At 69.4% G+C, this 26,007-nt stretch carries 22 protein-coding genes; 9 read left to right on the forward strand and 13 right to left on the reverse strand.

Going from position 1 to position 26,007, the window contains the following annotated elements; all coding sequences use genetic code 11:
- The first annotated feature begins 77 nt into the window (after positions 1–77).
- Positions 78–5,747, forward strand: a complete 5,670-nt coding sequence (gene uvrA, locus ACSQ2F_RS00560) for an excinuclease ABC subunit UvrA (protein ID WP_436018703.1) — start codon at positions 78–80, stop codon at positions 5,745–5,747.
- A gap of 110 nt (positions 5,748–5,857) precedes the next feature.
- On the opposite strand, the gene ACSQ2F_RS00565 is transcribed toward uvrA, so the two are convergent.
- The gene (locus tag ACSQ2F_RS00565) at positions 5,858–6,355 is read right to left on the reverse strand and encodes a hypothetical protein (RefSeq protein WP_436018705.1); all 498 of its coding nucleotides are present in this window, start codon (positions 6,353–6,355) and stop codon (positions 5,858–5,860) included.
- Positions 6,356–6,512: 157 nt separating this feature from the next.
- Between ACSQ2F_RS00565 and ACSQ2F_RS00570 the strand changes: the two genes are divergently transcribed.
- Complete coding sequence (locus ACSQ2F_RS00570; protein ID WP_436018707.1) at positions 6,513–6,923, forward strand: carboxymuconolactone decarboxylase family protein; 411 nt, start codon at positions 6,513–6,515, stop codon at positions 6,921–6,923.
- Here ACSQ2F_RS00570 and ACSQ2F_RS00575 read toward each other — a convergent pair whose 3' ends face one another.
- The 5 genes from ACSQ2F_RS00575 to ACSQ2F_RS00595 form a co-directional block, all read right to left on the reverse strand.
- Positions 6,924–7,478 carry a GAF domain-containing protein gene (locus tag ACSQ2F_RS00575; RefSeq protein ID WP_436018709.1) on the reverse strand — a complete coding sequence of 185 codons (555 nt, stop codon included), beginning with the start codon at positions 7,476–7,478 and terminating at the stop codon, positions 6,924–6,926.
- On the reverse strand, positions 7,475–9,103 hold the full coding sequence (locus tag ACSQ2F_RS00580; RefSeq protein WP_436018711.1) for a diguanylate cyclase domain-containing protein: 1,629 nt from the start codon (positions 9,101–9,103) through the stop codon (positions 7,475–7,477). The genes ACSQ2F_RS00575 and ACSQ2F_RS00580 overlap by 4 nt, the downstream gene beginning before the upstream one ends.
- A complete protein-coding gene (locus ACSQ2F_RS00585) occupies positions 9,100–9,543 on the reverse strand; it encodes a hypothetical protein (RefSeq protein WP_436018713.1) in 444 nt (147 codons plus the stop codon). The genes ACSQ2F_RS00580 and ACSQ2F_RS00585 overlap by 4 nt, the downstream gene beginning before the upstream one ends.
- Position 9,544: 1 nt before the next feature.
- The gene (locus tag ACSQ2F_RS00590) at positions 9,545–10,825 is read right to left on the reverse strand and encodes a hypothetical protein (RefSeq protein ID WP_436018715.1); all 1,281 of its coding nucleotides are present in this window, start codon (positions 10,823–10,825) and stop codon (positions 9,545–9,547) included.
- Positions 10,826–11,021: 196 nt separating this feature from the next.
- Positions 11,022–11,897, reverse strand: a complete 876-nt coding sequence (locus tag ACSQ2F_RS00595; protein WP_436018717.1) for a dienelactone hydrolase family protein — start codon at positions 11,895–11,897, stop codon at positions 11,022–11,024.
- A 241-nt stretch (positions 11,898–12,138) separates the two neighbouring features.
- Between ACSQ2F_RS00595 and ACSQ2F_RS00600 the strand changes: the two genes are divergently transcribed.
- Positions 12,139–12,753 (forward strand): TetR/AcrR family transcriptional regulator, encoded by a 615-nt coding sequence (locus ACSQ2F_RS00600; protein WP_436018719.1) that lies wholly within the window; start codon positions 12,139–12,141, stop codon positions 12,751–12,753.
- Positions 12,754–12,770: 17 nt separating this feature from the next.
- Here the strand turns inward: ACSQ2F_RS00600 and ACSQ2F_RS00605 are convergent, their stop codons facing one another.
- Both ACSQ2F_RS00605 and ACSQ2F_RS00610 read right to left on the reverse strand, forming a co-directional pair.
- Entirely contained in the window at positions 12,771–13,220 is a 450-nt protein-coding gene (locus ACSQ2F_RS00605) for a MaoC family dehydratase (protein ID WP_436018721.1), read from the reverse strand.
- The gene (locus tag ACSQ2F_RS00610; RefSeq protein WP_436018723.1) at positions 13,217–14,671 is read right to left on the reverse strand and encodes an MATE family efflux transporter; all 1,455 of its coding nucleotides are present in this window, start codon (positions 14,669–14,671) and stop codon (positions 13,217–13,219) included. Before ACSQ2F_RS00610 ends, ACSQ2F_RS00605 begins: the two co-directional genes overlap by 4 nt.
- A 250-nt stretch (positions 14,672–14,921) precedes the next feature.
- Between ACSQ2F_RS00610 and ACSQ2F_RS00615 the strand changes: the two genes are divergently transcribed.
- On the forward strand, positions 14,922–15,431 hold the full coding sequence (locus tag ACSQ2F_RS00615; protein WP_436018725.1) for a pilin: 510 nt from the start codon (positions 14,922–14,924) through the stop codon (positions 15,429–15,431).
- A gap of 49 nt (positions 15,432–15,480) precedes the next feature.
- Positions 15,481–16,797, forward strand: a complete 1,317-nt coding sequence (locus ACSQ2F_RS00620; protein WP_436018727.1) for a chloride channel protein — start codon at positions 15,481–15,483, stop codon at positions 16,795–16,797.
- Between the two features lie 21 nt (positions 16,798–16,818).
- Here ACSQ2F_RS00620 and otsB read toward each other — a convergent pair whose 3' ends face one another.
- On the reverse strand, positions 16,819–17,613 hold the full coding sequence (gene otsB / locus ACSQ2F_RS00625; protein ID WP_436018729.1) for a trehalose-phosphatase: 795 nt from the start codon (positions 17,611–17,613) through the stop codon (positions 16,819–16,821).
- Positions 17,610–19,862, reverse strand: coding sequence for an alpha,alpha-trehalose-phosphate synthase (UDP-forming) (locus ACSQ2F_RS00630; RefSeq protein ID WP_436018731.1), 2,253 nt, complete (start codon positions 19,860–19,862; stop codon positions 17,610–17,612). Before ACSQ2F_RS00630 ends, otsB begins: the two co-directional genes overlap by 4 nt.
- Before the next feature lie 181 nt (positions 19,863–20,043).
- Here ACSQ2F_RS00630 and ACSQ2F_RS00635 point away from each other — a divergent pair, with 181 nt between their 5' ends.
- From ACSQ2F_RS00635 to ACSQ2F_RS00650, 4 genes are all read left to right on the forward strand, one after another.
- A complete protein-coding gene (locus ACSQ2F_RS00635) occupies positions 20,044–21,855 on the forward strand; it encodes a glycoside hydrolase family 15 protein (RefSeq protein ID WP_436018733.1) in 1,812 nt (603 codons plus the stop codon).
- A 3-nt stretch (positions 21,856–21,858) separates the two neighbouring features.
- On the forward strand, positions 21,859–22,482 hold the full coding sequence (locus ACSQ2F_RS00640; protein WP_436018735.1) for a hypothetical protein: 624 nt from the start codon (positions 21,859–21,861) through the stop codon (positions 22,480–22,482).
- Positions 22,483–22,487: 5 nt separating this feature from the next.
- Positions 22,488–23,000: a GTP-binding protein gene (locus ACSQ2F_RS00645; RefSeq protein WP_436026688.1), complete on the forward strand. Its 513-nt coding sequence runs from the start codon at positions 22,488–22,490 to the stop codon at positions 22,998–23,000.
- 74 nt (positions 23,001–23,074) lie between these two features.
- A complete protein-coding gene (locus tag ACSQ2F_RS00650; RefSeq protein WP_436018737.1) occupies positions 23,075–23,656 on the forward strand; it encodes a hypothetical protein in 582 nt (193 codons plus the stop codon).
- Positions 23,657–23,687: 31 nt separating this feature from the next.
- Here ACSQ2F_RS00650 and ACSQ2F_RS00655 read toward each other — a convergent pair whose 3' ends face one another.
- The 3 genes from ACSQ2F_RS00655 to ACSQ2F_RS00665 form a co-directional block, all read right to left on the reverse strand.
- Complete coding sequence (locus tag ACSQ2F_RS00655; protein WP_436026689.1) at positions 23,688–24,281, reverse strand: sulfite oxidase heme-binding subunit YedZ; 594 nt, start codon at positions 24,279–24,281, stop codon at positions 23,688–23,690.
- Between the two features lie 217 nt (positions 24,282–24,498).
- Positions 24,499–25,491: a protein-methionine-sulfoxide reductase catalytic subunit MsrP gene (msrP, locus tag ACSQ2F_RS00660; protein WP_436018739.1), complete on the reverse strand. Its 993-nt coding sequence runs from the start codon at positions 25,489–25,491 to the stop codon at positions 24,499–24,501.
- A gap of 174 nt (positions 25,492–25,665) precedes the next feature.
- Positions 25,666–25,962 carry a hypothetical protein gene (locus ACSQ2F_RS00665; protein WP_436018741.1) on the reverse strand — a complete coding sequence of 99 codons (297 nt, stop codon included), beginning with the start codon at positions 25,960–25,962 and terminating at the stop codon, positions 25,666–25,668.
- Between the last annotated feature and the right edge of the window lie 45 nt (positions 25,963–26,007).

Here is a 26,007-nt window from a genome sequence, read left to right on the forward strand (position 1 = left end):
CGCAATGTCCCGCCGAGCCGAACGACAGGGGGCCGGCTCCTAGAATGTCCGCCTCCCTCCGACCCTGGTCCTCCTGCATGTCCTCCGGCCTCATCCGCATCCGCGGCGCTCGCCAGCACAACCTCAAGAACCTGGACCTCGACATCCGCACGGGCGAGATAACGGTGGTGACGGGGCCGAGCGGCTCCGGCAAATCCAGCCTGGTGTTCGACACGCTCTACGCCGAGGGGCAGCGGCGCTACGTGGAGACCTTCAGCGCCTACGCCCGCCAGTTCCTCGACCGCATGGACCGCCCGGCGGTCGACCGGGTGGATGGCGTGCCCCCGGCCATCGCGATCGACCAGACCAACCCGGTGCGCACCTCGCGCAGCACCGTGGGCACGATGACGGAGCTGAACGACCACCTCAAGCTGCTGTTCGCCCGCGCAGCCGAGCTGTACGACCGGCAGACCGCCCAGCGCGTGCGGCACGATTCGCCGGAGACCATCTACGCCGAACTGATGGCCCGCACGGCCGAGGGCGACCCGCGCCTGGCCGTCACCTTCCCCGTGGAGTTGCCGGCCAACACCACCGCCGAGGAAGTGACGCAGTGGCTGTCGGCCAGCGGCTTCACCCGCGTGCAGGCCGAGCGCGAGGTCGCCTCGCCCACCGGACCGCGCAAGCTGCTCGACGTGGTGGCCGACCGCTTCCGCATGCAAGGCGTCGAGAAGGCCCGTGCCATCGAGGCGCTCGAGATCGGGCTGAAGCGCGGTGGCGGGCGGGTCAACATCTACGTGCTCGCCGACGAAGGCGAGCCGGTGCTCTGGCGCTACTCCACCGGCTTGCACTGCCCGGACAGCGATCTGCGCTACAGCGAGCCGCAGCCGGCGCTCTTCTCCTTCAACTCGGCCATGGGGGCCTGCGACACCTGCCGTGGCTTCGGCCGGGTGATCGGCGTCGACTGGGGCTTGGTCGTGCCCGATCCGAAGAAGACCCTTCGCGGCGGGGCGATCAAGACCCTGCAGACCCCTGCCTGGCAGGAGAACCAGGACGACCTGATGCGCTACGCCGGCGAAGCCGGCATCCCGCGCGACACGCCGTGGTCGCAGCTCACCGATGCACAAAAGGACTGGGTCATCAACGGCTCCCCGCAGTGGAGCGGCAAATGGAACAAGCAGTGGTATGGCGTCAAGCGCTTCTTCGAGTACCTCGAATCGAAGGCCTACAAGATGCACATCCGGGTGCTGTTGTCGAAGTACCGCAGCTACACCACCTGCCCGACCTGCGCGGGCGCCCGCCTGAAGACCGAGTCCCTGCTGTGGCGCCTCGGCGGCAAGGACGATGCGGATGCCGCGTTGCCGCCCAGCGGCCGCTTCATGCCCCAGGGCGTGGACTGGTCGCGCGAGCAGCTGGAGGCGCTGCCCGGCCTCACCGTGCACGACCTGATGCTCGTGCCCATCGATCGCATCGCCCGCTTCTTCGCGCACATCGTGCTGCCCAGTTCGCTGCTGGACGATGCGCTCAAGCTGCTGCTCGACGAGATCCGCACCCGGCTCAAGTACCTGTGCGACGTGGGCATCGGCTACCTGACGCTCGACCGCCAGAGCCGCACCTTGAGCGGCGGCGAGGTACAGCGCATCAACCTGACCACCGCGCTCGGCACCTCGCTGGTGAACACCATGTTCGTGCTGGACGAGCCCAGCATCGGCCTGCACCCGCGCGACATGAACCGCATCGTGGAGGCGATGCACCGCCTGCGCGATGCGGGCAACACCCTCGTCGTCGTCGAGCATGACCCGGCCGTCATGCTGGCCGCCGACCGCCTCATCGACATGGGCCCCGGGCCCGGGGAGCGGGGCGGCTCCATCGTGTTCGACGGCACGCCCGCCGCGATCCGCGAGGCCGACACCCTGACGGGCGCCTACCTGGGCGCGCGCAAGCAGGTCGGCATGGGCATCCGCCGCCTCGTCACCGAGGCCACGCCGAAACTCATCCTGCAAGGGGCGCGCGACCACAACCTCAAGGACGTCACGGTCGAGTTCCCGCTGCAGCACCTGGTGTGCGTCACCGGCGTGTCGGGCTCAGGCAAGAGCACCCTGATGCAGGACGTGCTGTTCCCGGCCCTGCAGCGCCACTTCGGCCGCGCCACCGAAACCCCGGGCGAGCACGATGCACTGCTCGGGGCGGACTGGCTGGGCGATGCGGTGTTCGTCGACCAGTCGCCCATCGGCAAGACGGCGCGGTCCAACCCGGCCAGCTACGTCGGCGCCTTCGACGAGATCCGCAAGCTCTTCGCGCAGGCGCCGCTCGCCCAGCAGCGCGGCTATGGGGCCGGCATGTTCAGCTTTAATGCCGGCGACGGTCGCTGCCCCACCTGTGGCGGCTCGGGCTTCGAGCATGTGGAGATGCAGTTCCTGAGCGACGTCTACCTGCGCTGCCCGGACTGCGACGGCAAGCGCTTTCGCGCCGAGCTGCTGGAGGTCAGGATCGACCGCCGCATGCCGGGCGACGTGGTGCGCGAGCTCAACGTGGCCGACGTGCTGGAACTCACCGTCAGCGAGGCGGTGCAGCTGTTCGCGGCCGATCGTGAGGTGCTGCGGGTGCTGCAGCCCATCATCGATGTGGGCCTGGAATACGTGAAGCTCGGCCAGCCGGTGCCCACGCTCAGCGGCGGCGAAGCGCAGCGCCTGAAGCTCGCCGGCTTCCTGGCCGAAGCCGCGCAGGGGGCGACCGCCAGCCGTCAACCCGTGGCCCGCAAGGGCACGCTGTTCTTGTTCGACGAGCCCACCACCGGCCTGCACTTCGACGACATCGCCAAGCTGATGCGGGCCTTCCGCAAGCTGCTCGATGCCGGGCATTCTTTGGTGGTCATCGAGCACAACCTCGACGTCATCCGCGCCGCCGATTGGCTGATCGACCTCGGCCCCGAAGGCGGCGACGCCGGCGGCCTGGTGGTGTGCACCGGCACGCCGGACGACGTGAAGCAGCATGGCGGCTCGCACACCGGTCGCGCCTTGGCCGACTACGACCGCCAGATGGGCCTGAACGGCCACGTGGTGGAGGAGGGGCGCCCGCTGCAGCAGGTGATCCGCGCCGCGCGCGAGCAGGCCGAGGTGATCCGCATCGTCAATGCGCGCGAGCACAACCTCAAGTCGCTCGACGTCGACATTCCGCGTGGCAAGTTCAGCGTCGTCACGGGCGTGTCGGGGTCGGGCAAGTCGACCCTCGCCTTCGACATCCTCTTCAACGAGGGCCAGCGGCGCTACCTGGAGTCGCTCAACGCCTACGCCCGCAGCATCGTGCAGCCCGCCGGCCGACCGGAGGTCGATGCGGTGTACGGCATCCCGCCCACGGTCGCCATCGAGCAGCGGCTGAGCCGCGGCGGACGCAAGAGTACGGTGGCCACCACCACCGAGGTGTGGCACTTCCTGCGCCTGCTGTACGTGAAGCTCGGCATCCAGCATTGCGTGAACGACGGCGCGCCGGTGATGCCGCAAAGCGCGGAAAGCATCGCCGCACAGCTGATGCGCGACCACCGCGGCCAGCATGTCGGGCTGCTGGCGCCGCTCGTCATCAACCGCAAGGGCCTCTACACCGACCTCGCGAAGTGGGCCAAGGCCCGCGGCTACACCCACCTGCGGGTGGATGGCGAGTTCGTGCGCGTCGAACCCTGGCCCAAACTGGATCGCTTCAAGGAACACACGGTCGAGCTGCCCGTCGGCGACCTGCTCGTCGAGCCGGGCAACGAGGGCGAACTGCGAACGCTGCTCGCGCGTGCGCTCGACATCGGCAAGGGGGTCATGCACCTGCTCTCGCCGCTCAATGCGCTCAGGGGCGCGATGCTGGCCGGCACGCCCACCCGGCAAATCGGCAAGGTGAAGGTGTTTTCCACCAAGCGGGCCTGTCCGGTGTGTGGCACAAGCTACCCGGAGCTCGATCCCCGCATGTTCAGCTACAACAGCAAACACGGCTGGTGCGGCACCTGCGTGGGCACCGGGCTCGCGCTGGACCGCGAGCAGCGCAAGGCATTCGACGATTCGGTGCGGGACGACGACGCCAAGGGCCGTGAGCAGAGCTTCCCGTCGGAAGAGCCCGAGATCGAGGGCCTGGTGGACGAGCCCTGCGACGACTGCGGCGGCACCCGGCTCAATCCGACGTCGCGCGCGGTGAAGTTCGCCGACCATTCCATCGCCTGGGTGGCGCAGTGGTCGGTCGCGGACTGCCGCAAGTGGGTGGAGGCGCTCGACCTCACCGGCCGGGACGCCGAGATCGCCCGCGACGTGGTGGTGGAGATCCGGAGCCGGCTCGAATTCCTGGAGGAGGTGGGCCTCGGCTACCTCACGCTCGACCGCGCAGCCCCCACGCTCAGCGGCGGGGAGGCCCAGCGCATCCGGTTGGCCGCGCAGCTGGGCAGCAACCTGCAGGGCGTGTGCTACGTGCTGGACGAGCCGACCATCGGTCTGCACCCGCGCGACAACCAGATCCTGCTCAATGCCCTGCACAAGCTCGGCGACAAGGGCAACACGCTGGTGGTCGTGGAGCACGATGAAGACACCATCCGCCGTGCCGACCACATCATCGACATCGGCCCGGGCGCCGGCAAGCGAGGCGGCACGCTGGTGGCTCAGGGCACGGTCAGCGAGATCTCCAGTCAGCCTGACTCGGTGACCGGCCGCTCGCTGGCGCATCCGCTGGTGCACCCGATCCAGGTGCGGCGCGAGGTCCTGAGGGACGACGCCCCACGCCTCACGGTGCTCGCGGCGTCGCTGCACAACCTGCAGCAGGTGACGGTCGACGTGCCGCTCAAGCGGCTCGTGGCCGTCACCGGCGTGAGCGGCTCCGGCAAGTCCACGCTGGCGCGCGACGTGCTGCTGGCCAACCTCACGTTCATCAACCAGCGCGGCGGCAAGCCGCATTGGCAAGGGTGCGACGGCATCGAGGGCTGGCAGCAGATCGACCGCGTGCTGGAGGTCGACCAGACGCCGATCGGCAAGACGCCTCGCTCCTGCCCGGCCACCTACATCGGCTTCTGGGACACCATCCGCAAGCTCTTTGCGGACACCCTGGAGTCACGCGCCCGCGGCTATGCGCCCAACCGCTTCAGCTTCAACACCGGCGAAGGGCGCTGTCCGGCGTGCGAGGGGCAGGGCATGCGCACCATCGAGATGAGCTTCCTGCCGGACGTGAAGGTACCCTGCGACGTGTGCCACGGGCAGCGCTTCAACGCCGAGACCCTGGCCGTCACCTGGCGCGGCAGGAGCATCGGCGACGTGCTGCGCCTGGAGGTGGACGAGGCGGTGGAATTCTTCGGCAGCATGCCGTCCATCGCCCATCCGCTGCGCCTGCTGAAGGACGTGGGCCTCGGCTACCTCACGCTCGGCCAGCCCTCGCCCACCTTGAGTGGCGGCGAGGCGCAGCGCATCAAGCTCGTCAGCGAACTCACCAAGGTGCGCGACGACGTCGGGCGCCGCGGGCAGAAGGCGCCGCACACGCTCTACGTGCTGGACGAACCGACCGTCGGCCTGCACATGGCCGACGTCGAGAAGCTCATTCGCGTGCTGCATCGCCTGGTCGATGGCGGCCACAGCGTGGTCGTGATCGAGCACGACCTGGACGTCATTGCGGAGGCCGACTGGGTGATCGATCTGGGGCCCGAGGGCGGCGTGCGCGGCGGCACGATCGTGGCGGAGTGCGTCCCCGAAGCCTTGGCAGCGGATCCGGAGAGCCACACCGGGGCTGCGCTCAAGCCCGTGCTCGCGCGGGTCTGACGGGAGTGCCGCTGGAGCGACCCGCTGCACCACTCAGACCGATCGGCAGTGCGGGCCGGTGCCCCGGCGAGCCCTTCTCGGAGGTGGGGCTCAGCGGCCTGGCGGGGGCATCACCATTCCCGCTCGTCCCGATCACACATCGGGTCGGGTCCGTAACCGGTGTCGACCACCTTCCACTCGGTGTCGAAGCTCACCTGGTACCAGGTGCAGAACACCGCGTCGTAGCGGTATGACCACAGCATGCGGTTCTGCCAGCCGAGCACCTTCACGTCTGACGGGTGGCCGATGGCGCGCAGCACCTCGTCCCGTGACTGCCCGAGGGCGATGCGGGCGAACTGGGCCTCAGTGAGCACCTGCGTGGCGCTGAGTACGCGACCGGCCGCGTCCACGTCGATCATGTAGGTGTGCTTGCCATAGGGGCCGCGGCGGTATTCCAGCCGGCTGCCGCCGTCGGGCATGGCGAAGGTGGCGGTGGGAGGCCCCATGCCGGCTTGCACCTGCGCGACCGTGGTGCCCGGCTTGATGCCGTCGGGGGCATAGCTCTGGCAGGCCGACAGGAGGGAAGCGGCGAGGGCGGCGATCAGTGCGGCATGGGTCGTGCGTTGCATGAAGGCGGTCCTGAAGAAATGAGGCGTCTCGGGCAAGTTTGCAGGATACGCCCGTGGGCGCTCGCGCGTGATGGCCGCGCCGCCATCGGGGTGGATGACCCGAGTTGGGCTATCGTGCTGGCCTCCGGGTTCTGCCCTTTGACTCCATAGCCTCGCCATGACCGACACCGCCTCCTCCGCATCCCCCGCCCGCAGTGCCGGCGAGTCCCGTCGCCGCCAGGTGATGGGCGACGCCTTCGTCGACCGTGCACTGGCCAGTGCCACGCCCTTCACCCGCCCGTTGCAGGAGCTGGTGAGCGAACACGCGTGGGGCGCCACCTGGCAGCGCGGCGGCATCGACCTCAAGCAGCGCAGCCTGTGCACGGTGGCGATGCTCGCCGCGCTCGGCCATGTCCACGAACTGAAGGGCCACCTGCGCGGGGCGCTCAACAACGGTGCCACCCTGGCTGAACTGCGCGAGGTGCTGTTGCACGTCGGCCCCTATGCGGGCGTGCCGGCGTCGGTGGCGGCCTTTCGGGCAGCTGGAGAGTGGATGGCCGCCGAAGGCCTGTCCTTCGACGAGACGTGATCAGTCGTCGTGCCGCACGCCGAAGTCGAACTCCGGCCCGAGCCGGGCGACGACGAGGCTCAAGGCACTGGCCGCCTGGCGCAGGGCCGCGCCCTCCGCGGCCGTCCACTGGCGGGTGTGCCGAGTTTCCTCGAGGCACAGCACGCCGAAGGGAAGGCCGTTGATGGCGAAGCAGGTGTCCAGGAGCGCGCGCACGCCGGTGGCCTCGAAGTACGGCGCGAGGCCGGCGAGCCGCGGGTCCACGTGAACGTCAGGCGCACTGTAGACGCCCCGGGTGACGAGCTCCTCGAAGTAGCCGCCGAAGGCGTTGGCGTGCAGCACCGCGCCGCCCGGGTCGAACTGGCCGCTCATGGTGCCGATGCCCACGCAGCACATGCGACGGTCGACGCCCGCACCGACAAAGCGCCACAGGCTGGCGCGCGACACCGAGAAGCGCTCCGTGAGCAGGGCGCAGATGCGGCCGCGGAACTCGGCCAGCGGCAGCTCGCCCTCGGCCAGCCGGGCCCCCAGCGCGCGGCATTGAACGGCGAAGTCGGAACGATCCTGGGCTCTCATCGGGGGGCGCTCCGGTTTGAAGGGGCAACGGCCATGGCGAAGCTGCGCTTGCCGGTGCGCTTGACGGCGTAGAGCGCTTCGTCGGCGCTGGCCTCCAGGGCACCGCGGTTGTCGCCGTGGACCGGGTACGCGGCCATCCCGATGCTGGCGCCGATGGAGGCCCGGCCCCCATCGGGCAGCTCGAACGGCTCGGCAAGCGATTCGATCAGTGCAGCGGCGACGGCCGCACCCTGGGGGTCGCTCGCGCCGATGTGCGGCAGCATGACGACGAACTCGTCACCGCCCAGCCGCCCCACCAGGTCGGACGCGCGGCGCACGACCTGGCGCATGCGTTCGGCGCACTGCACCAGCACGGCGTCTCCGGCGGGATGGCCGTGCTGGTCGTTGACTCGTTTGAAACCGTCGAGGTCGAGAAAAAGCAGGGTCGCGCCGACGCCACCGGCCGCGGCCTCGGCCACGATGCGATTGATGGCGTCCTGAGCCGCCCGGCGGTTCTTGAGTCCGGTCAGCACGTCGTGCTCCGCCTCGTGACGCACCTGCCCCTCGGTGCGCTTGCGGTCGGTGATGTCATACATCACGCCTTCCACCAGGCGTCCGCCCTGTTCCCGCTGCCGCACCGAAAGCAGGCAATGCACCCAGGTCGGCAAGCCCTGGGGCGTGACGACGCACAGATCCGTCGCCTCGGTCTGACGGCTGTGAGCCGCCCGTTCCACCAGCTCACGGGCCCGCACCGGCTCGGCAAAGGCGGACGCCAGGAAGTCGGTGCCGCGCAGCAGGGCCATGTCGTTGTCCGGGCGGCCGAGCAGCCGCAGCACCGTCGGGTTGCCATCGATGAGCCGGCCCGATTCGTCGAGGAGAAAGATGCCGGCGCTGGTCGCGTCGAAGATCTCCCGGTACTGGGCTTCCATGCGCTCGACGTCGGCCCGCAGCGCGCGCTCGCGCGCGAGCGCGCCGGCATTGGTCTCGAGCAGGCTGTTCGCGCCGGCGATGAGCATGCCGAACTCATCGCGCGCGTGTGGAGCGGGTACCGCGATGCGCTCCCGGGTGCCGGGCGGCATGTCGCGCAGGGCACGGGCAAGCTGCACGATCGGTCGCGAGACGAAACGGGCGACCGTCAGGTGCAGCACCCAGGCGATCAGCGCGATGAGCCCGGCGAGCAGGGCCGACATGGTCTGGGCGCGCTGGCGTGCTTCCGCCGCGATGAACGGCTGGTTCTCCGTCACCTGCAGCGCACCGATCTCCTGGCCGGTGATGAAGGGTGAGATCAGGGCTCGCTGAAGGGGCGGTGCGGTGCGCCTGTCAGCCTGTGCGACGGCCCCTGACGCGAGGACCTGGCCGCGATCATCGACGATGCGCACCGAGGCCACGAGGCGGTTGCGCGCGAGCCCTTCAATCACTTCCTGCATGAGCAGCCGGTCGCCCGTGAAGGTGCCCACCGCAGCGGTCTTCTCCACCGCCGTCATCAGGTCCTCGATCGTCTGCAGGGCGGCGGCTTCCGTCCGCTGGTATTCCACCGTGTAGGTGATCGTCGCGGCCACCGCGGCAAAGAGCCCGGCGCTCGCCAGCAGCAGCAGGACGAAGCGCGTGCGGATGCTGCGCAGGCCGAACCCGTTCGTCCGCTTCACGGCGCTTCCTTCAGGACGAAGACGACGTGGACGCTCCGATCTGCCGGTTCGGCCAGCACATAGCCGATCGCGGCAGGGTTCTGCCTCACCGCGGCCAGGACGGCTGCCTCGCTGGCAATCGGCTCCGGCGGCATGGTCTGGCCGCTGAACATCAGGCGCGCCCAGTAGCTGTTCACCTGGGCGAGGTCCATGCCGGTCAGCGCCCGGTAGAAGCGGGCGCGGGCCGGGCTGTTGCGCGGCTGGTCCAGCGGCAGTGCCGGGTCGCCGTTGGAAAAGTGGCGGGTGCGGCCCATGAAGAGGTCCAGGGTCTGGGCCTGCGTCATGGCCCGCACGGCGTACTCGGGGTGCACGACGACGTAGACATCGGCACGAGCCGCAACCGGGCCGCCCAGCAGGGCGACCGCGGCCAGCACGCGAAGAAACTGCGCGAGACGGCTCATCTCAGAACACCGAGTCGATCACGAAGGAGACGACGTTGGCCCGGCGACCGCTGTTGTCGCTGTCGCCCCAGAGCGTGCCGCCATGCTCGCCGATGCGGAAGTGGTCGTACTGGAACTTCGCGGCCATCTGGGGGTTGATGTCCCAGCGCAGGCCGGCGGACACCGATTCCTGCTCGACGCGGCCCACGTTGCTGATCGCGGCGCCGATGGCGCCGAGGGCGTAGGTGGGGCCGGTCCAGGCGGGAGCGCGCGCCGCCTCGGCCATCGGGCGTGCCTGCCCGGTCATGCCGAAGACGGTGAAGGGCTCGGCGCGGTAGGCGAGCGCCGCGTACGCATGCCAGTCGTCGGACGCCCGGCCGCCGCTGCTGTAGCCGCGGTTGGCCTCGAACTGGGTGAGCCACGGACCCGCGGAGTGCTGCACGCTGAGCGTGGCATAGCGCGACATCACGCTGCCCAGCAGCATGCCGTCGGCCAGCGAGCGCGCCTCCGCCCGCATCCGCTCGGGAGCGAGCGGGTTGCCTTCGATGGCCCGCAGTCCGGCCGCGACGGCCGAGAGCTCGTCCGCCCCGGTAAAGGCGATCTTCATCTGGACGAAACTGAGCTTGACCAGCAGCCCGCCTTCCTCGCGCGAGACCGAAGCGGCCAAGGCATCGCGGGCACGGAATCCGATCGACTTGCCGCCGTACGAGGGCACGTCCAGGTCCGACTGGCCGATGGCCAGCTTGGCCCGCCAGCGGGCCTCGCCGGATTGCCAGCGCTGGGCGATGTCGGCGCCGTCCAGCGAGGGCAGGGGGCTCCAGCCGTAGAACTCCATGTTGGAGCGGATCCAGGGCATGGCGAAGCCGACATTGCGGTACTCGGACTCCAGGAACATGTCGTTGCTGACGCGCCCGAACCGGATGGTGAGCCCCGGCGCGGGCCGGTGCGCCAGGAATGCCCATTCGAGGTGCTGGGACAGCGGGGCCTCGTGGGCCAGCGGCTTGGCCACGCCCTGCAGCACCGCTTCCCACTGGTGCGGCAGGCGCAGGTTGGCCTGCAGGCCGAGCCGGCTGTCGACCCGTGTCTGCACGCCGCGCCCGGTGGGCTGCTGCAGCACGTCGCGCCGGAAGCTCCACGGTCCGTCGACGTGCGCGTGGGCGGCGCCCAGTGTGCCGAACCCGCTCAGGCGCAACGAAGGGCTGTCGAAGGCGTGTGCGGCCGGCGCGCCGACAAGCGCCGCGACCAGGGCACGGGACGTCAGGCCGAGCAGCGGGACTCGAAGACAGTGGAACAGGGCCGGCATGAGGCGGAGGGGATGACGAGGAACCCCTCGTTTTCGGCCGCTGGCCGCCGGACCTGAGCCGGCCCGGCCTTTGCGCCCGCACGCGGTGTGAAGGATCTCGCGATCCTCCCGGCCTGCCTGACGTGAAAACGCCCCGCCGGATCACGGCGGGGCGGCAAGGGGCGACCCGTTGCCGGGCCGCCCGGGGGGCGTTCGCTCAGAGGCCGCTGGTTCGCAGGGCGGAGAAGCGGCGCGACGCCAGGTCGGCCTGCGGCAGGGCGCCGGCCAGGAACGGCGCGTAGCGGGTGTCGTTGTCGACGAAGTTCTTCATCCACGACACGATGTACTTGCCGATCACCGGATTGTTCGACGGGCTCTGCGGGCAGAAGTGACTCTCGCCGCGCAGCTCGTAGTAGGCCTTGGGCGTGCTCGCCGGGATGCTGTTGTAGAAGGCGCTCGAGTGGCTCGTGTTGGACGCCACGGTGTCGTTCTCGCAGGCCAGGATGCCAGCTGGAACGGTCAGACGAGAGAAGTTCTTGTCGCTGCTCCACGGCGTGAGCGGGAAGGCGCCGCGGATGTTGGTCGGTGCGTTGCGCGCGGTCAGCAGCGTGGCGCCACCGCCCATGGAGTGGCCGGACAGGCCGATGCGCGTGGCATCCACCTTGTTGTACACCGGGCTCGAAGCGCTCCGGCTCTGGTTGATGGCGTACTGGATGGCCGCGAGCTGCTGGCGTGAGCGGCTCTCCGGGAAATCGAGCGTGCTGTTCACGTCGATCAGCACCACCACGAAACCGTGCGAGGCGAGGCGGGGACCCAACCAGCCGATGGAGGACGACTGTGCGATGAAGGGCGGCGCCACCGCGATCAGGCCATAGCTGCCGGGAGCGGTGGGGTAGTGCAGGGTGCCGCCGCCGAAGCCGCTCACGCTGGAGCTGATGCGCGTGGACCCGACCGCGAACGGGCCCCGTGCCGCTTCGAGCGAACTGACGGTGGGGTCCGGGCCCTTCTGGTACGGATTGGATTGGGCGAGCGCGCCGCTGGCGGCGACGAATGCAAGGCTGCAGGCGGCAGCGAGTCGAACGAGGGTCTTCATGTTGGCTCCGATGTTGTGGTGGTCCACAGCCTGGCGATGCCGGCTGCCGGAGCACGATGAACGGTCGTTCATCGATCGCGTATCGGGTTTACCCGGGCACCGGGACCTTCACAAGCTTTTGACCGTCTTGACCTTCATTTCGTGAACTGCGACACGGTTTTGCCTTGCCGGGCCGGTTCCGGCGGGGCCAGGCATCGTCCGTGCGCGCCCGTACACTTCGCGCAGCCGAACTGAGATCGACATGACGAGAAAACGCAGCGACAAGAGCGAGCAGACGCTGGCCGCCATCGTGGCCGCCGGCTTCGACATCGCCCGCCGGCAGGGCTTGCAGAGCGTGTCCCTCACGAGCGTTGCCAAGGAGCTGGGCATCAGCAAGGGCGGGGTCGCCCTGCGTGCCGGGTCCATCGAGGCGCTGAAGAACATGGTGCTCGACACCTACGAGGCCTACTTCCAGCGCACGGTCTTCGAGCCGGCGCTGGCTGCGCCCCCCGGCCTGCCGCGGTTGGACGCGATCATGCACCTGTGGATCACCGGCGGCAGCGAGATGCACGTGCTGCTCGGTTCGCTCTACGGGCACTGCACCTTCGAGTCGGACCCTATCCACCTCCCGTTGCGGGAGCGCCTGGTGAAAGGCTTCGTGCTCTGGCAGAAGGCGCTCGAGCGAACCATCCAGAAGGCCGTGGAACTGAAGCACCTGCGGCCCGACACCGACCCGGAGCAGCTCGTCTTCGAGATCTTCGGGCTGATGATGAGCTTCATGTACGCCCAGCGGCTTTCGCGCTCGCCGCACTCACTGGAACGCGCAGAGGCCGCCTATGCGCGGTTGCTGTGGCCGTACCGCAGCGTGGTCGGCTGACGTAACGGCGATCGGACTCAGGTCGTCCGGCGCTGCATCATCACTTTGGCGGTGAGCACCATCAGCAGGTCGCCATGCTGGTTGCGTGTCTCGCTGCGCAGCACCACGATGCCGCGGTCGGCCCGGGTCGCCGAAGGGCGCAGCTCGAGCACCTCGCTTTCCACCCGCAGCACGTCGCCCGGGCGCGTCGGACGCGGCCACTGCAGTTCGCAGCCGGCACCGATCTGCCCGCCCGCGATCTTCATTCCGCTCGTCACCATCAGTCGCATGGTGATGGCGGCGGTTTGCCAGCCGCTGGCCGCCAATCCGCCGAACAGGGAATCGGCGGCCGCGACCTCGTCGAGGTGGAAGGGCTGGGGGTCGTAGACCGCGGCGAAGGCCTTGATCGCTTCGGCGTCGAGGGCGTACTCGCCGGTCGTGAAGCGGTCGCCGACGCGCAGGTCGTCGAGATAGAGCGGCTCGATCATCGGGCGTTTCCGGTGGAGGCAAGGGGTGTGGCCGAGGCGGACGGGCGGGTGGGGCGGTCGACGGCGCGCGGAATCCAGGGCACGCAGGCCAGGGCGGCGAAGGCAAGGAGCGCAACGACGAGCACGGCCAGCAAGGCCGCCAGGCCGCCACCCAGGCGCGTGATGGCGATGTGTCCGAGGATGACGATCACGCCGAGCCGCGCGAAGCCCGCGATCGTCGACCAGTTCATTCGCCTCGCGCCCTGGGACGCGAAGTAGAGGGCGAGGCCCAGGCCGAAGAGGCCGTAGAACGGCGCCACCGTGCGAAGGTAGGCCGAGCCCGCCTCGATGGCCGCGGCGTCCCGCGTGAAGAGGCCCAGCCAGGCCTGCGGAAAGATCGCGGCGGCCAGGCCCACCACCTCGGTCGCCGCCGCGGCCATGAAGGCGCCCGTCCAGGCGATCTGCCGTGCGCGTGCGAACTGGCCGGCGCCGACGTTCATCCCGATCATGGCCACCATGCCCGTGCCGAAGCCGAAGACGATCGGCACCTGCAGGTATTCCAGTCGGATGCCGAGGCCGAAGCCGGCCAGCACCGGGATGCCGAAGGGCGCGACGAAGGCCGTGGCCGCCACGACGGCCAGGTTGCTGTTGATGTTGTTGACCACCGCGACGCCGCCCACCCCGAGGATGTCGGCGAACAGGGCGCGCTGCAGCGGCTGACGCCAGCGCAGGCGCAGGCCGCCGTCGCCACGCAGCAGGTAGCGCCCGAGGATGAGGACGCCGAAGGCGTAGTACAGGACGAAGGCGTACCCGGCGCCCGCGATGCCCAGGGCGGGAAGCGGTCCGGCCCCGAAGATCAGCACCGGTGACACCACCACGAGCAGCACCACGCCGCTGGCGAGCACGATCGCGGGCAGCCGCATGTTGCCGCTGCCGCGAAGCACGCTGGCGAAGGCGTTGAGCAGCCACAGCAGGGTGGCGCCCGCGAAGATGGCATTCGAGTAGGTGAGCGCCGAGGTCAGGGCCGCGTCGCGCCCGCCCATCGTCGCGTACAGCCAGGGGCCGCCGAGCAGCGCGGCGCCGGTGAACAGCAGCCCGAGCACGGCCCCGATGACGACGGCATGCAGCACGAGGGCCTCCGCGCGGGCGTGGTCGCCGGCCCCGATGGCGCGGGCGACGGCCGACGAGATGCCGCCGCCGATGCCGCCGGCCGACATCATCTGCATCAGCATGACGACCGGAAACACCAGCGCGGCGCCCGCCAGCGCGTCCACACCGAGCAGGCCGACGTAGTAGCTTTCCAGGAAGTTGGCCGCTGCCTGTGCCAGCATCACCACGAGGTTGGGCGCTGCGAGGGCGAGCAGGGTCGCGGCCACCGGGCCCTTCAGCAGCCGCTCGGTGCGCGCACGGGCCGCCAGCATCGCCGTGGTCGGTGCAGCGGCGAGCGGTTCGGCCGACGTCGGGGCGCTCATGGTCGGCCCTTGCCGTCGCGCGGCGCGGAGGATCGCCGGCCGGCCCCCGGGCGACCCGTTGCCGCCGGCAGGGTGCAGGGCGCCGGTGTGCGGCGATTTCCTCGGGGGGCGAGTGGATCCATGCCAGCGCTCCGTGATTGAATGATGAAGATCATATAGCACTTCGAAACGGGCTGTCACGAACCGGGCCGACCGGGACGCCGGCGCTGGCGTACAGTCGTCGGGTCCTCGCTGCCCGCCCCTGCCGACCATGCGCCGTCCTTGCCGACCCCACCGCGGATTCACCCTCATCGAGGTGATCGTCGTGATGGCGGTGCTGGCCATCCTCGCGTTGATGGCCGCGCCCAACCTCACCGACCGGGTGGTGCGCAAGCAAGTGGCCGAGACGCTGGAGCACGTCGCCTTCGCCCGCCAGGCGGTCGCCACCAAGCATGCGCTCAGCGGCACCTTTCCCGCCGACAACGAGGAAGCCGGCCTGCCGCCAGCCGACCGCATCGTCGGCAGCTTTCTCTCCTCGGTCACCGTGCGCGACGGCGTGCTGCACCTCGTGTTCGGCAACGGTGCGAACGGCGCGCTTGCCGGGAAGCGCCTGAGCCTCAGGCCCGCCGCCGTGCCCGACTACCCCCAGGTGCCCTTGGTCTGGGTGTGCGCGGGCGGCCCCGTCCCGGACAAGATGGCGGTGCAGGGCGCCGACGCGACGGACATCCCGGCGCTGCACCTGCCGCCGAACTGCCGTCCTGCGGCCAAGCCGAAGGGCTGAGCAGGCGCGGCTTTTGCTGGGGCCGGGGAGAACCTCCCCGTGCCCTTCCATGAACCATTCGCCTGACCCCGTTGAATCCGTTCGACAGGAACTGTCCGACTGGCGGCCCTGGGTGACCCGCGTGCTCGTGCTGGCCTTCGCCGCCGCATCCGGACTCACCATCGTGGCCTTCACCTGGATGGCCGAGCGTGCCCACCATGGCTTCGAACGCCTTGTCGATGCGGTGTGGTGGGCGCCCCTGCTGTGGATGCCGCTCTGCGCGGTGGCGATCGTCTTCCTGACCCGGCGGTTCGCCCCTGGTGCCGCCGGTTCCGGCATCCCGCAGGTCATGGCGGCGCTGGACACGAGCGTCGACTCGCATCAACACAGCTTGTTCGTGTCACTGAAGCTGGCGTTGGCCAAGACGGTCATGACGTCGTGGGGTCTGCTCGCCGGCATGTCGATGGGCCGGGAAGGCCCCTCGGTGCAGATCGCCGCAGGCGTGATGCACCATGCCAGACGCTGGCTGCCCGAGCGCAGCACGGTCACGGAGCACGGCCTGCTTGTCGCGGGTGGGGCCGCCGGCATCGCCGCGGCCTTCAACACGCCGCTGGCCGGTGTGATGTTCGCCATCGAGGAGCTGTCACGCCGCCCCGAGCAGCGCAGCAGCGGCCTGCTCATCGCAGCCATCGTGCTGGCCGGCCTCATGGCCGTGTCGGTGTACGGCAATTCGACCTACTTCGGCGTCATCCGGGTGCCGGAGATCACCCTGTCACTGGTCGGCCCGGGCCTTCTGGTGGCCGCGGTGAGCGGCCTGGCCGGCGGGCTGTTCTCCCGACTGCTCATCACGTCGATGAGCACCGGAAGCGACCGGGCCAGTCGGCTCCGCCAACGCCGACCCCTCGTCTTCGCGGCCCTCTGTGCGGGGGTGGTGGCGGTGATCGGCGTGGTCACCGGAGGCGCAACGTATGGCAGTGGCTATCAGTCGACGCGGGCCCTGCTCGAAGGCGAGGGGAGCACGCCGGGCGTTTACGCCTTGTTCAAGTTCCTCGCGACGTGGCTCACCGCCTGGAGCGGGGTCCCGGGCGGGATCTTTGCGCCGGCATTGTCGATCGGTGCAAGCCTGGGCAACGATGTGGCCTGGCTGACCGGATTCCGGGACACCCAGGCGCTGATCGCGCTCGGCATGGCCGGGTTCCTGGCGGCCGTCACCCAGGCGCCGTTGACGTCGTTCATCATCGTCATGGAGATGGTCGACGGACACGGCATGGTGCTCAGCCTCATGGCGAGTGCACTGCTGGCCAGCCTGGTCTCGCGCCTGCTCAGTCCGCCGCTCTACGGGGCATTGGCCGAGCTGCAGCTGCAGCGATTGCCCGCCGCCCGATGAAGGTGCGGTGCAGGGCCCCGCTCAGGGCTGCGCGAGGGCGTTGAGCATCATGCCGAGGAAGAGGGCCATCTCGGCGTGGCCGTCGAGGAAATAGGCTGCGCGCGACCGTGGATCATCCCGGCCGATGCGCACGGTGAGCCAGTGGGCCGGGGCGCGCACGAACACCGATTCGTCGTTAAGGTCGTCGCCCACGAACACCGCGGCCGAGGCCCCGGACCGCTCCACGAGGCGGGCGACGGCGACTCCCTTGTCGGGTGCCGTACGGTCGACCACGTTCACCACGCACTTGCCGCCGAAGGCTTCGAGGCCGGGCTCGAGAAAGCGCATGAGCGATTCGATCGTGGCTTCGGCCTGGTCGCGATCGCGGGCGAGGCGGTAGTGCAATGCCAGCGAGTAGCCCTTGTCCTCGATCGACACCCCGGCGGCAGCCAGAGCCGGCCCGGCATCGGCCAGCCGCAGTCGCAACGCATCCAGTGACGGACTCAGGTGCGGCGGAGACGGATCGAGCGGATCCTCGGCCCCGTGGTTGCCGACCACATAGTGAGGCTGGAAGCCGAGGCGCGGCGTGACGTCGGCCACGCTGCGGCCGGTGACGATGGCGACGGGCAGCACCGTCGCCAGCTGGCGCAGCTGCTGGGCAATGGCCGCTGACACACGGGCATCGTCCGGACGGGCCACGATCGGGGCCAGGGTGCCATCGAAGTCGAAGGCGAGCAGCGGGCGCAGGGCCATCACGGTCGACAGGGCCTGCTCGCCCGGAGGCGTGAAGAGGTGCTTCATCATGTTGTCGGCAAACGGGTGCTGCGGCAGGCTCATGTCGTCTGCTGGTGCCGCTTGAGGCGGGCCTGGATGCGGTCACGCAGGCGGGAGCGACCGCCGTCGGCCAGCATGCGACCGGCCCAGCGGTAGACGTTGAACTCGCGCACGTTGGCGCGCAGGCTGGCCATGCGCTCGCGCTGCTCGGCCGGGGGCATGTTCAGGCCCAGCGCCAGCGCATCGGCGCATTCCTCGACGTGGTACGGGTTGACGATCAAGGCTTCGGGCATCTCGCGCGCGGCGCCGGCGAAGCGGCTCAGGATCAGCACGCCCTGGTCGTCGTCGCGCGCGGCGACGAACTCCTTGCAGACGAGGTTCATGCCGTCGTGCAGGCTGGTGACGACGCAGATGTCGGCCGCCCGGTAGAGCTCGATGAGCGCTGCGTGCTCGTGGTGTTCCGCGAGCAGGTGCACCGGCGTGTAGCCCTCGGCGCCGAAGCGCTTGTTGATGCGCTCGGTGACTTGCTGGATGCGGTCCTGGAAGGCGCGGTATTCCTCGAGCGAACTGCGCGAGGGCGCGGCGACCTGGATGAAGGAGAACTTGCCCACCCACTCGGGGTGTTTCTCGAGCAGGCGTTCGACCGCATGCAGCCGCTCCAGGATGCCCTTGGTGTAGTCGAAGCGGTCGACGCCGACGGCGATGCGGTGCTCGGTGCCATAGCCGAAGCGCTCACGCACGATGCGCCGGCACGCATCGACCGGCGCCCAGGTCGACATCTCGGCCTCCGAGGGCCATTCGATCGAGATGGGGTAGCTCTCCACCAGCGTGTCGTCGTCGTGGAACGAGATGGTGGAGTGCTCGTGCTCGATGCGGGCCTCGAGGAAGCGGTCGACCGTCTCGATGAAGTTCTTGCAGTGGAAGCGCGTGTGGAAGCCGAGGATGGTGCTGCCCAGCATGCCTTCGAGGATTTCCCGGCGCCACGGGCAGATGCCGAAGGACTCCGGGTTGGGCCAGGGGATGTGCCAGAAGGTCAGGATGGTCGCGCGCGGCAGCTTCTTGCGGATCATCGCCGGCAGCAGGGCGAAGTGGTAGTCCTGGACCAGCACGACGGGATCCTCGACCACGGCCTCGGCCACGACGGCGTCGGCAAATCGCTGGTTCACCTCGCGGTAGCGATTCCAGTCCGCCTCGCGGAAGACCGGCCGCACGTGCGCCACGTGGCACAGTGGCCACAGGCCTTCGTTGGAGAACCCGTAGTAGAAGCCCTGTTCCTCCTCGGGCGTGAGCCACAGGCGGCGCAGCACGTATTCGTCCTGGCCCGGGGGCACCATGACACGGTCGTTCGCGTCGACCACGTCGTGGTCGGCACTGCCGCTGCCGTGGGCGATCCAGGTGCCCGAGCAGGCGCGCATCACGGGTTCGACGGCGGTGACGAGGCCGCTCGCCGGACGCTTGACGATCACGCCGTCCTTGCCCTTCTCGTGGATGTAGGGCTCGCGGTTCGAGACCACGATCACCTGGTCGCCGCGCAACTGCGTGCGCAGCAGCGTGCGCAGGCGTTCGGGGTTCCATTCCGCATCGGGCCCCTGGGCGCGCCGGTACTCGTCCTCCAGGTCGCGCAGCCGCGCGCGCAGGTCGGCCGCCAGGGGCGCCAGCTCCGGCGCCGGCGTGTTGTTCGACGACTGCGACATCGGCATCAGCACGCCCTCGCCACGCAGCAGTGCGCGCGCACCGGCCATCCACCCGCGCCAGCTGATCTGCGCGACGACGACGGTGATCAGCGTCATCGCGAGGCCCAGGCTCGCGATCAGGATGATGAGGTACTTCTGCGTGTCCTGGCTGCGCCGCTCGAGGAAGCTCAGGTCATGCAGGATGACGAGATCGGCCATGCGGCCGGCGTCGCCATTGATCGGGTGCATGCCCACTTGCACCGAGCCGCCCTCGAGCTTGAGCTGCGATTCGTTCAGGGCCGCGATCTCGCGCGCCTTGTCGCAGGTCAGGGAACTCGGGAAGCCGGCCGTGCGACGAACCACCTCGCCTTCGATGGAGCACAGCCCGATGCCGACCAGGCGTTCGTCCTGCGCGGCGCGGTTGATCAGGGTCTGCAGCCGCTGGGTGCGGAAGTCCTGGCGGTTCTCCGCGATGGAATCCGAGAGCGCACTGGCCACCAGGGACCCACGCAGGTTCAGGTCGCGCGAGAACCACCTCAAGGTGAGCCGGTCCATGATCGGCAGCACGAGATAGGCCGTGGCGATCAGCGTGAGAACAAGGGGAAGCAGGAAGCGAAGCTGCAGTCGCAGTGAGGTCATTGATGTCGCGGGCGGCCCGCAGCGGGGGCCGGATCCAAAGGAGTGAAAGCGCCAAGAGGCAATGACGTTGCATTGCACAAAACCATGCGGACGACTGTACAGTGGACCGTTGTGGCCAATCGGCGGTTTCTCGTGTCGGACAAGGCCTACAGGAAAAGGAGAATTCGTGATCGGACCGGGCGTGGAACGGCAAGAACTACATCGTGAAGCGGGACTCGACCTCGCGCTGATCGGCAATTGCGCCATCAGTGCGCTCATCGATCGGCATGCGCGCATCGTGTGGTGCTGCATGCCGCGCTTCGACAGCGATCCGGTCTTCCACGCCCTGCTCGATTCCGCCAACGGCGTCGGCCACGACGGCACGCTCGCCGTCGAACTCGAAGGCGCCGTGCGCAGCGAGCAGTTCTACGAGCCGGGCACCGCCGTGGTCCGCACGCGCCTGTACGACGCCGCCGGCCATGGCATCGAGGTCACCGACTTCGCGCCTCGCTTCTGGGTGCGCGAGCGCATGTTCCATCCGGCTCAACTGGTGCGTCGAATCCGCCCGATCAACGGGCGCCCGCGGGTGCGGCTCATCGTGCGACCGCGCAGCGAGTGGGGCGCCACCGCGCCGTCCATCACGCGCGGCAGCAACCACCTGCGCTACGTCTCGCCGGCCGGCACGCTGCGCCTGAGCACCGATGCGCCGCTCACCTACGTGCTCGACGAGACCTGGTTCTCCCTGCATGCGCCGATCAGCATGCTCCTCGGCCCCGACGAGACCATCAGCAGCGGCATCGGTGACACGGCTCGCGACTTCGAGGAGCAGACGAGCCTCTACTGGCGTGAGTGGACACGACGCCTGGCCTTGCCGCTCGAGTGGCAGGACGCGGTCATCCGCTCGGCCATCACGCTGAAGCTGTGCCAGTACGGCGACACGGGTGCCATCGTCGCGGCGATGACGACCAGCATTCCCGAAGCGCCGCACAGCCGCCGCAACTGGGACTACCGCTACTGCTGGTTGCGCGATGCCTTCTTCGTGGTGCGGGCGCTCAACAGCCTGTCCGAGGTCGGCACGATGGAAGACTACCTGCGCTGGGTGCACGACGTCGTGCGAAGCGCCGATGGCGGTCACGTGCAGCCGCTCTATGGCGTCGGCCTCGAGCAGGGTCTGGTCGAGCGGGAACTGGGCCACCTGGCCGGCTACCGTGGCATGGGGCCGGTGCGCGTGGGCAACCAGGCGTACGAGCACTTCCAGCACGACGTCTACGGCAACATCGTGCTCGGCGCGGCGCAGGCCTTCCATGACCACCGGCTGTTCCGGCGTGCGGACGTCGACGATTTCGCCGCATTGGAACCGGTGGGCGAGCGCGCCTGGCAGCTCCATGACCAACCCGATGCGGGCATGTGGGAACTGCGCACCCGCTCGCGCGTGCACACCTCGTCCTCGCTCATGTGCTGGGCCGCGTGCGACCGGCTCGGCAAGATCGCCACGGTGCTGGGCCTTCGCGACCGTGCCGTGATGTGGTCCGAGCGCGCGGCGGTCATCCAGCGTCGCATCCTCGAAGCCTCGTGGAGCGAGGAGCGCCAGGCGTTCGTCGAGAGCTTCGGCGGCCGCGACCTCGATGCGAGCGTGCTGCTGATGGCCGAGGTGGGCTTCATCAACCCGCGCGATCCCCGCTTCATCGCCACCGTCGACGCCCTCGAGGCCTCGCTTTGCGATGGCCCCTTCATGCGACGGTACGAGGCCCCAGACGACTTCGGGCGCCCCGAGACCGCCTTCAACGTCTGCTCGTTCTGGCGCATCGACGCCCTGGCGCGCATCGGGCGGGTGGAGCAGGCGCGGGAGATCTTCGAGACGCTGCTCTCGCGGCGCAACCACGTGGGCCTGCTGTCCGAGGACCTGTCGCCGGGCACCGGCGAGCTGTGGGGCAACTTCCCGCAGACATATTCGATGGTGGGCATCATCAATGGCGCGATGCGCCTGTCCAAGCCCTGGGACACGGTGGTCTGAGACATGGTGCAGGCACCGGCTCCCCGACCCGCTGAGCGCCGTTACCGCGTGACGGGCCTGCCCGAGCGCGACGTGCTCGTGATCAAGTCCATGGTCAAGCTGCTGGCCGGCAAGACACGCGACCACTGGACTGCGGCCGATGCCGACCCGGTGCACGCCTTGATTGCGCCGGTCGGCTACGCCGAGCCCGTGGCGCCCCCCACGGCCATCGTGCGGGTCGGCCTGCCCCTGCGTGCGGACGATCTCTGGAGCCAGCTCGATCGTGCCAGCGCGCAGATCGAGCTCGACCTGGAACTCGTGCGACCGGTGGCTCGCGGCAGCGAGTCGGCGGGCGTGGCCGGCGGCCGGCGACTGCAGCTGATGCGGTGGCCGCCGGATTCCCTGCTGCGATCGGACCTGCGCTACCTTCGCCTCGCCACCATGCTGGGCGCGCGGCCGTTCGCCGTGGAAGAACTCGCCGCCAAGTCCGGCATTCCCCTGGCCACCTGCCATGCCTTTGCCGCCATGCTGCATGGCAACGGCGTGGCCGAATGGCTCATCGACCCCGACCATCCCGACGCGTCGGCGCCCTCGACGGGCTCGTCGGGCCTGATCGGTCGCATCCGCTCCCGACTCGGACTCCCGTGAACGCCATGGACCGCGAGCACCGCATCCTTTTCACCGGCACCATCGGCGTCGGCAAGAGCACCGCCGTGGCGAACCTGCTCGACGCACCGCCCGTCCGCACCACCCTCGGCGACAGTCCCGTGCCCGTGGCCATTGACCACGGCGACCTGCGCCTGGACAACGGCGATCGGCTGCGCCTGTACGGCACGCCGGGCCAGCGGCGCTTCGAGCCGACCTGGCGGAATCTCGCGGACGGCGCCATCGGCTTGGTCGTGCTGGTCGACCCCGGTCGGCCGGACCCCCTGGCCGACCTCGCCATCTACCTCGAGAACTTCACTGACCTGATCCACCGCACGGCGTGCGTGGTCGGCATCGCGCGCGACGGACACGACGCGTTGACCGCATCCGATGCCTACGCCGAGGTGGCGGCCCACCTCGGTGTCGTGTGTCCCATCGTGCCGGTGGACGTGCGTGACCGTGCCCAGGTGCTGCAGCTGGTGGACCTGCTGCTGGTGCAGCTGGAAAGTCGGGGGCTCTGAAGGGAGCCTGCAAGGCGGGTGGCCGGACACTGCAGCGAGCAGTCTCCACGCCATCTCCTCGCAAAGGCTTCCTGATGAATCTCTCCCTTCTCCGCTGGTGCTCCACCTCGTGCCTCGCCGCGCTGCTTGCCGCCTGCGGAGGCGGCGGCAACGACTCGCCCGCCGCCGGGCCGGCCGATGCGCACGGCCCCACCACGGTCTGCACGCCAACCATCGAGCAGTTCGACGCCCTGCGAATCAACACCTCGGAAGCCCAGGTCATCGACACCATGGGCTGCGACGGGCGCCGCATCTACGAGTCGTCCTCGGGCGGTGTGATGCGCCATGCACTCGACTGGGGGCGCCAGGGGGGCGGCCCCTACCTGATGGCCAACTTCGAGAACGGCGTGCTCTACGACGTCACCGCCACCGACCTGACAGGCGTCGGCACGGCGGCTTGCCTGCCGACGCGCGTGGCGGTGTCGCAGCTGCGCGACGGCATGACCGTCGACGAGGTGTTTCGCATCGTTGGCTGCCCGGGCCAGACGCTGTCGGTGAACCGGACCGTGGCCGGCGCAAGCGTACTGGTCAGCTGGGGCCTGGACGACCAGGGGCCGTTCCTGACCGCCTACTTCCTGGGCGGCCGCTTGGCGGAGACGACAGCCATGCGCCTTTGAAGCGCGCCGCCGTGTGCCGGCACGGCGCGGCTCAGCGCGTCGTGCGAAGGCGCTGCACCACGCGCCATCCCAGCAATACGCCGAGCACGGCGGCATAGACCGCCACTTCCGCAAAGTCGTTCTTGCCGGCCCGCATCCAGAAGAAGTGCAGCAGGCCGAGCAGGGCGGTGCCGTAGACCAGCCGGTGCAGCAGCTTCCAGCGTGCCGCCCCCAGCGCCTTGATGGCGCGGTTGAACGAGGTGGCCGCCAACGGCAGCATCAGCAGCAGCGCCAGGGAGCCCACGAGGATGAAGGGGCGCTTGGCGATGTCGCGTGCGATCTCGGCCATCAGCCATTCCTTGTCGAGCCAGGCGTAGCTCAGGAAGTGCAGACAACCGTAGAAGAAGGTGAACAGGCCCAGCATGCGCCGGAAGCGGGCCAGCGCCGGCTTGCCGATCCACTGGCGCACGGGGGTGATGGCGAGCGTCAGGCAGAGCAGGCGCAGCGTCCAGTCGCCGAGCCCGCGGATGAGGGCTTCGGCCGGGTTGGGTCCGAGGCCATTGGTGACCGCGCCCCACACCAGCCACGCCAGTGGCAGGAGGGCGGCAAGGAACAGCACGGGCTTGGCCGCGGGATGCAACAGCAGGCCCTTCCGAGCGCGGGCCGCTGAGGTGGCGGACCCGTCCGTGCGAGCTGCAGCGGGCGACTTCACAGGCCCATTCGCGGCGCGGGCCAGGGTGGGCCCCGCGCCCGACGAAGGCGCAGAACCGGTCGCCTGCGGGGTCAGGCCCGTGCCGGCACGGGCCGAGGAGCCGCCACCGGGCGGCAGGATGGATGACATGGGCGCGGTGCCGTCAGCCGGCTCAGAAGAACTTCTTCAAGTCCATGCCGGCGTAGAGCGACGCCACCTGGGCCTCGTAGCCGTTGAACATCTGCGTCGCGCGCTTCTTGGCAAACAGCCCGTCCTCACCGATGCGGCGCTCCTTGGCCTGGCTCCAGCGTGGGTGGTCCACGTTCGGGTTGACGTTCGAATAGAAGCCGTACTCCTCGGGCGCCGTGCGGTTCCACGAGGTCAGTGGCTGCTTGTCGGTGAAGCGGATCTTGACGATGGACTTGCCGCTCTTGAAGCCGTATTTCCATGGCACCGCCAGACGCAAAGGCGCACCGTTCTGGTTGGGCAGCACCTCGCCATAGAGGCCGAAGGCCAGCAGGGTCAGAGGGTTCATCGCCTCGTCCATGCGCAGGCCTTCGACGTACGGCCAGGACAGCACCCGGGAACCGAGGGCCGGCATCTGTTTCGGGTCGGCCAGGGTGACGAACTCGACGAACTTCGCATCGCTCGTGGGCTCGACGCGCTTGATCAGCGCCGACAGCGAGTAGCCGACCCACGGGATCACCATCGACCACCCTTCGACGCAGCGCAGCCGGTAGACCCGCTCTTCCATCGGTGCCAGCTTGAGGAGTTCGTCGAGGTCGAAGCTGCGCGGTTTCGCCACCGCCCCTTCCACGGCCACCGTCCACGGCCGAGGTTTGAGCGTGCCGGCGGCTCGGGCCGGGTCGGCCTTGTCGGTGCCGAACTCGTAGAAGTTGTTGTACGTCGTGATGTCGGCGTAGGCCGTGGGCCGCTCCATGGTGGCGGCACCGGCCACGGCGCTGCGCTGCCCGGGCAGTGCGGCCAGCTTGTTGGGCCGCGGCGTCTGGGCCATGGCCTCGCGGCCCGCCCATGCGGCGAGGGCCAGGCCGCTGCCGCCGGCGGCCAGTGCCGCCAGCATGGTGCGGCGCTGCTCGTAGACGGCCCGCGGGGTGATCTCGGACGACGCGGGGTGAACGAAACCACGGTCTTTCAGGAAATGCATGCCGTCTCCTCGAGGCGCTGGGCGCCGTCTGCACAGGGATGGGTTCGAGCCGCGCGGCGCCGCACAGTTCCGCCCGCAAACGGCCTTTCACGGCGGCCGGGCGTCGCAAGCAAACGCTGCCGATCGAGTCCGGCCTCGGGGCCCTGCAGCGGCGCCGCCGCCGCCGCCGCCCGCTCAGCGAAGCTCGCCGAAGTTGGTGTCGTCGATCAGCGAGTTGAAGCCGGTGTCGACGAACAGGCGCAGCGAGTTGCGCGCCACCCGTTCGCGGAAGTTCTTTCGTGCGAACAGCTTGGCCTGCGCTTCGCCCGGCAGGTCGGTGATGTTGATGATGTTCTTGACGATGAGGGTGTCGATCACGTCCTCGATCACGCGGACGAAGTCGGCGTCGAGCCGGCCGAAGTCGCTGGGATTCGGGGCGGTGTGACCGAGGAACACCATCAGCTCGGCATGGCCGTCGGGCAGGAATTCCATGCCCTCGGCACCGTGCCGGTGCAAGCTTTCGATCTGGCCATCGGG

Origin of the sequence: Rhizobacter sp. LjRoot28 (assembly GCF_964253025.1) — a bacterium.
Lineage (GTDB): Bacteria > Pseudomonadota > Gammaproteobacteria > Burkholderiales > Burkholderiaceae_C > Rhizobacter.

Bases quoted from the DNA above. Each gene is read 5' to 3' on its own strand.
- ACSQ2F_RS00565 (WP_436018705.1), bottom strand. From the start codon at position 6,355: ATGCAACGCACGACCCATGCCGCACTGATCGCCGCCCTCGCCGCTTCC.
- ACSQ2F_RS00610 (WP_436018723.1), bottom strand. From the start codon at position 14,671: ATGAGCGCCCCGACGTCGGCCGAACCGCTCGCCGCTGCACCGACCACG.
- msrP (WP_436018739.1), bottom strand. From the start codon at position 25,491: ATGCATTTCCTGAAAGACCGTGGTTTCGTTCACCCCGCGTCGTCCGAG.
- ACSQ2F_RS00640 (WP_436018735.1), top strand. From the start codon at position 21,859: ATGGTGCAGGCACCGGCTCCCCGACCCGCTGAGCGCCGTTACCGCGTG.
- otsB (WP_436018729.1), bottom strand. From the start codon at position 17,613: ATGAGCCTGCCGCAGCACCCGTTTGCCGACAACATGATGAAGCACCTC.
- ACSQ2F_RS00575 (WP_436018709.1), bottom strand. From the start codon at position 7,478: ATGAGAGCCCAGGATCGTTCCGACTTCGCCGTTCAATGCCGCGCGCTG.
- ACSQ2F_RS00650 (WP_436018737.1), top strand. From the start codon at position 23,075: ATGAATCTCTCCCTTCTCCGCTGGTGCTCCACCTCGTGCCTCGCCGCG.
- ACSQ2F_RS00620 (WP_436018727.1), top strand. From the start codon at position 15,481: ATGAACCATTCGCCTGACCCCGTTGAATCCGTTCGACAGGAACTGTCC.
- ACSQ2F_RS00600 (WP_436018719.1), top strand. From the start codon at position 12,139: ATGACGAGAAAACGCAGCGACAAGAGCGAGCAGACGCTGGCCGCCATC.
- ACSQ2F_RS00645 (WP_436026688.1), top strand. From the start codon at position 22,488: ATGGACCGCGAGCACCGCATCCTTTTCACCGGCACCATCGGCGTCGGC.
- ACSQ2F_RS00570 (WP_436018707.1), top strand. From the start codon at position 6,513: ATGACCGACACCGCCTCCTCCGCATCCCCCGCCCGCAGTGCCGGCGAG.
- ACSQ2F_RS00585 (WP_436018713.1), bottom strand. From the start codon at position 9,543: ATGAGCCGTCTCGCGCAGTTTCTTCGCGTGCTGGCCGCGGTCGCCCTG.
- ACSQ2F_RS00665 (WP_436018741.1), bottom strand. From the start codon at position 25,962: ATGGAATTCCTGCCCGACGGCCATGCCGAGCTGATGGTGTTCCTCGGT.
- ACSQ2F_RS00590 (WP_436018715.1), bottom strand. From the start codon at position 10,825: ATGCCGGCCCTGTTCCACTGTCTTCGAGTCCCGCTGCTCGGCCTGACG.
- ACSQ2F_RS00630 (WP_436018731.1), bottom strand. From the start codon at position 19,862: ATGACCTCACTGCGACTGCAGCTTCGCTTCCTGCTTCCCCTTGTTCTC.
- uvrA (WP_436018703.1), top strand. From the start codon at position 78: ATGTCCTCCGGCCTCATCCGCATCCGCGGCGCTCGCCAGCACAACCTC.
- ACSQ2F_RS00595 (WP_436018717.1), bottom strand. From the start codon at position 11,897: ATGAAGACCCTCGTTCGACTCGCTGCCGCCTGCAGCCTTGCATTCGTC.
- ACSQ2F_RS00615 (WP_436018725.1), top strand. From the start codon at position 14,922: ATGCGCCGTCCTTGCCGACCCCACCGCGGATTCACCCTCATCGAGGTG.
- ACSQ2F_RS00605 (WP_436018721.1), bottom strand. From the start codon at position 13,220: ATGATCGAGCCGCTCTATCTCGACGACCTGCGCGTCGGCGACCGCTTC.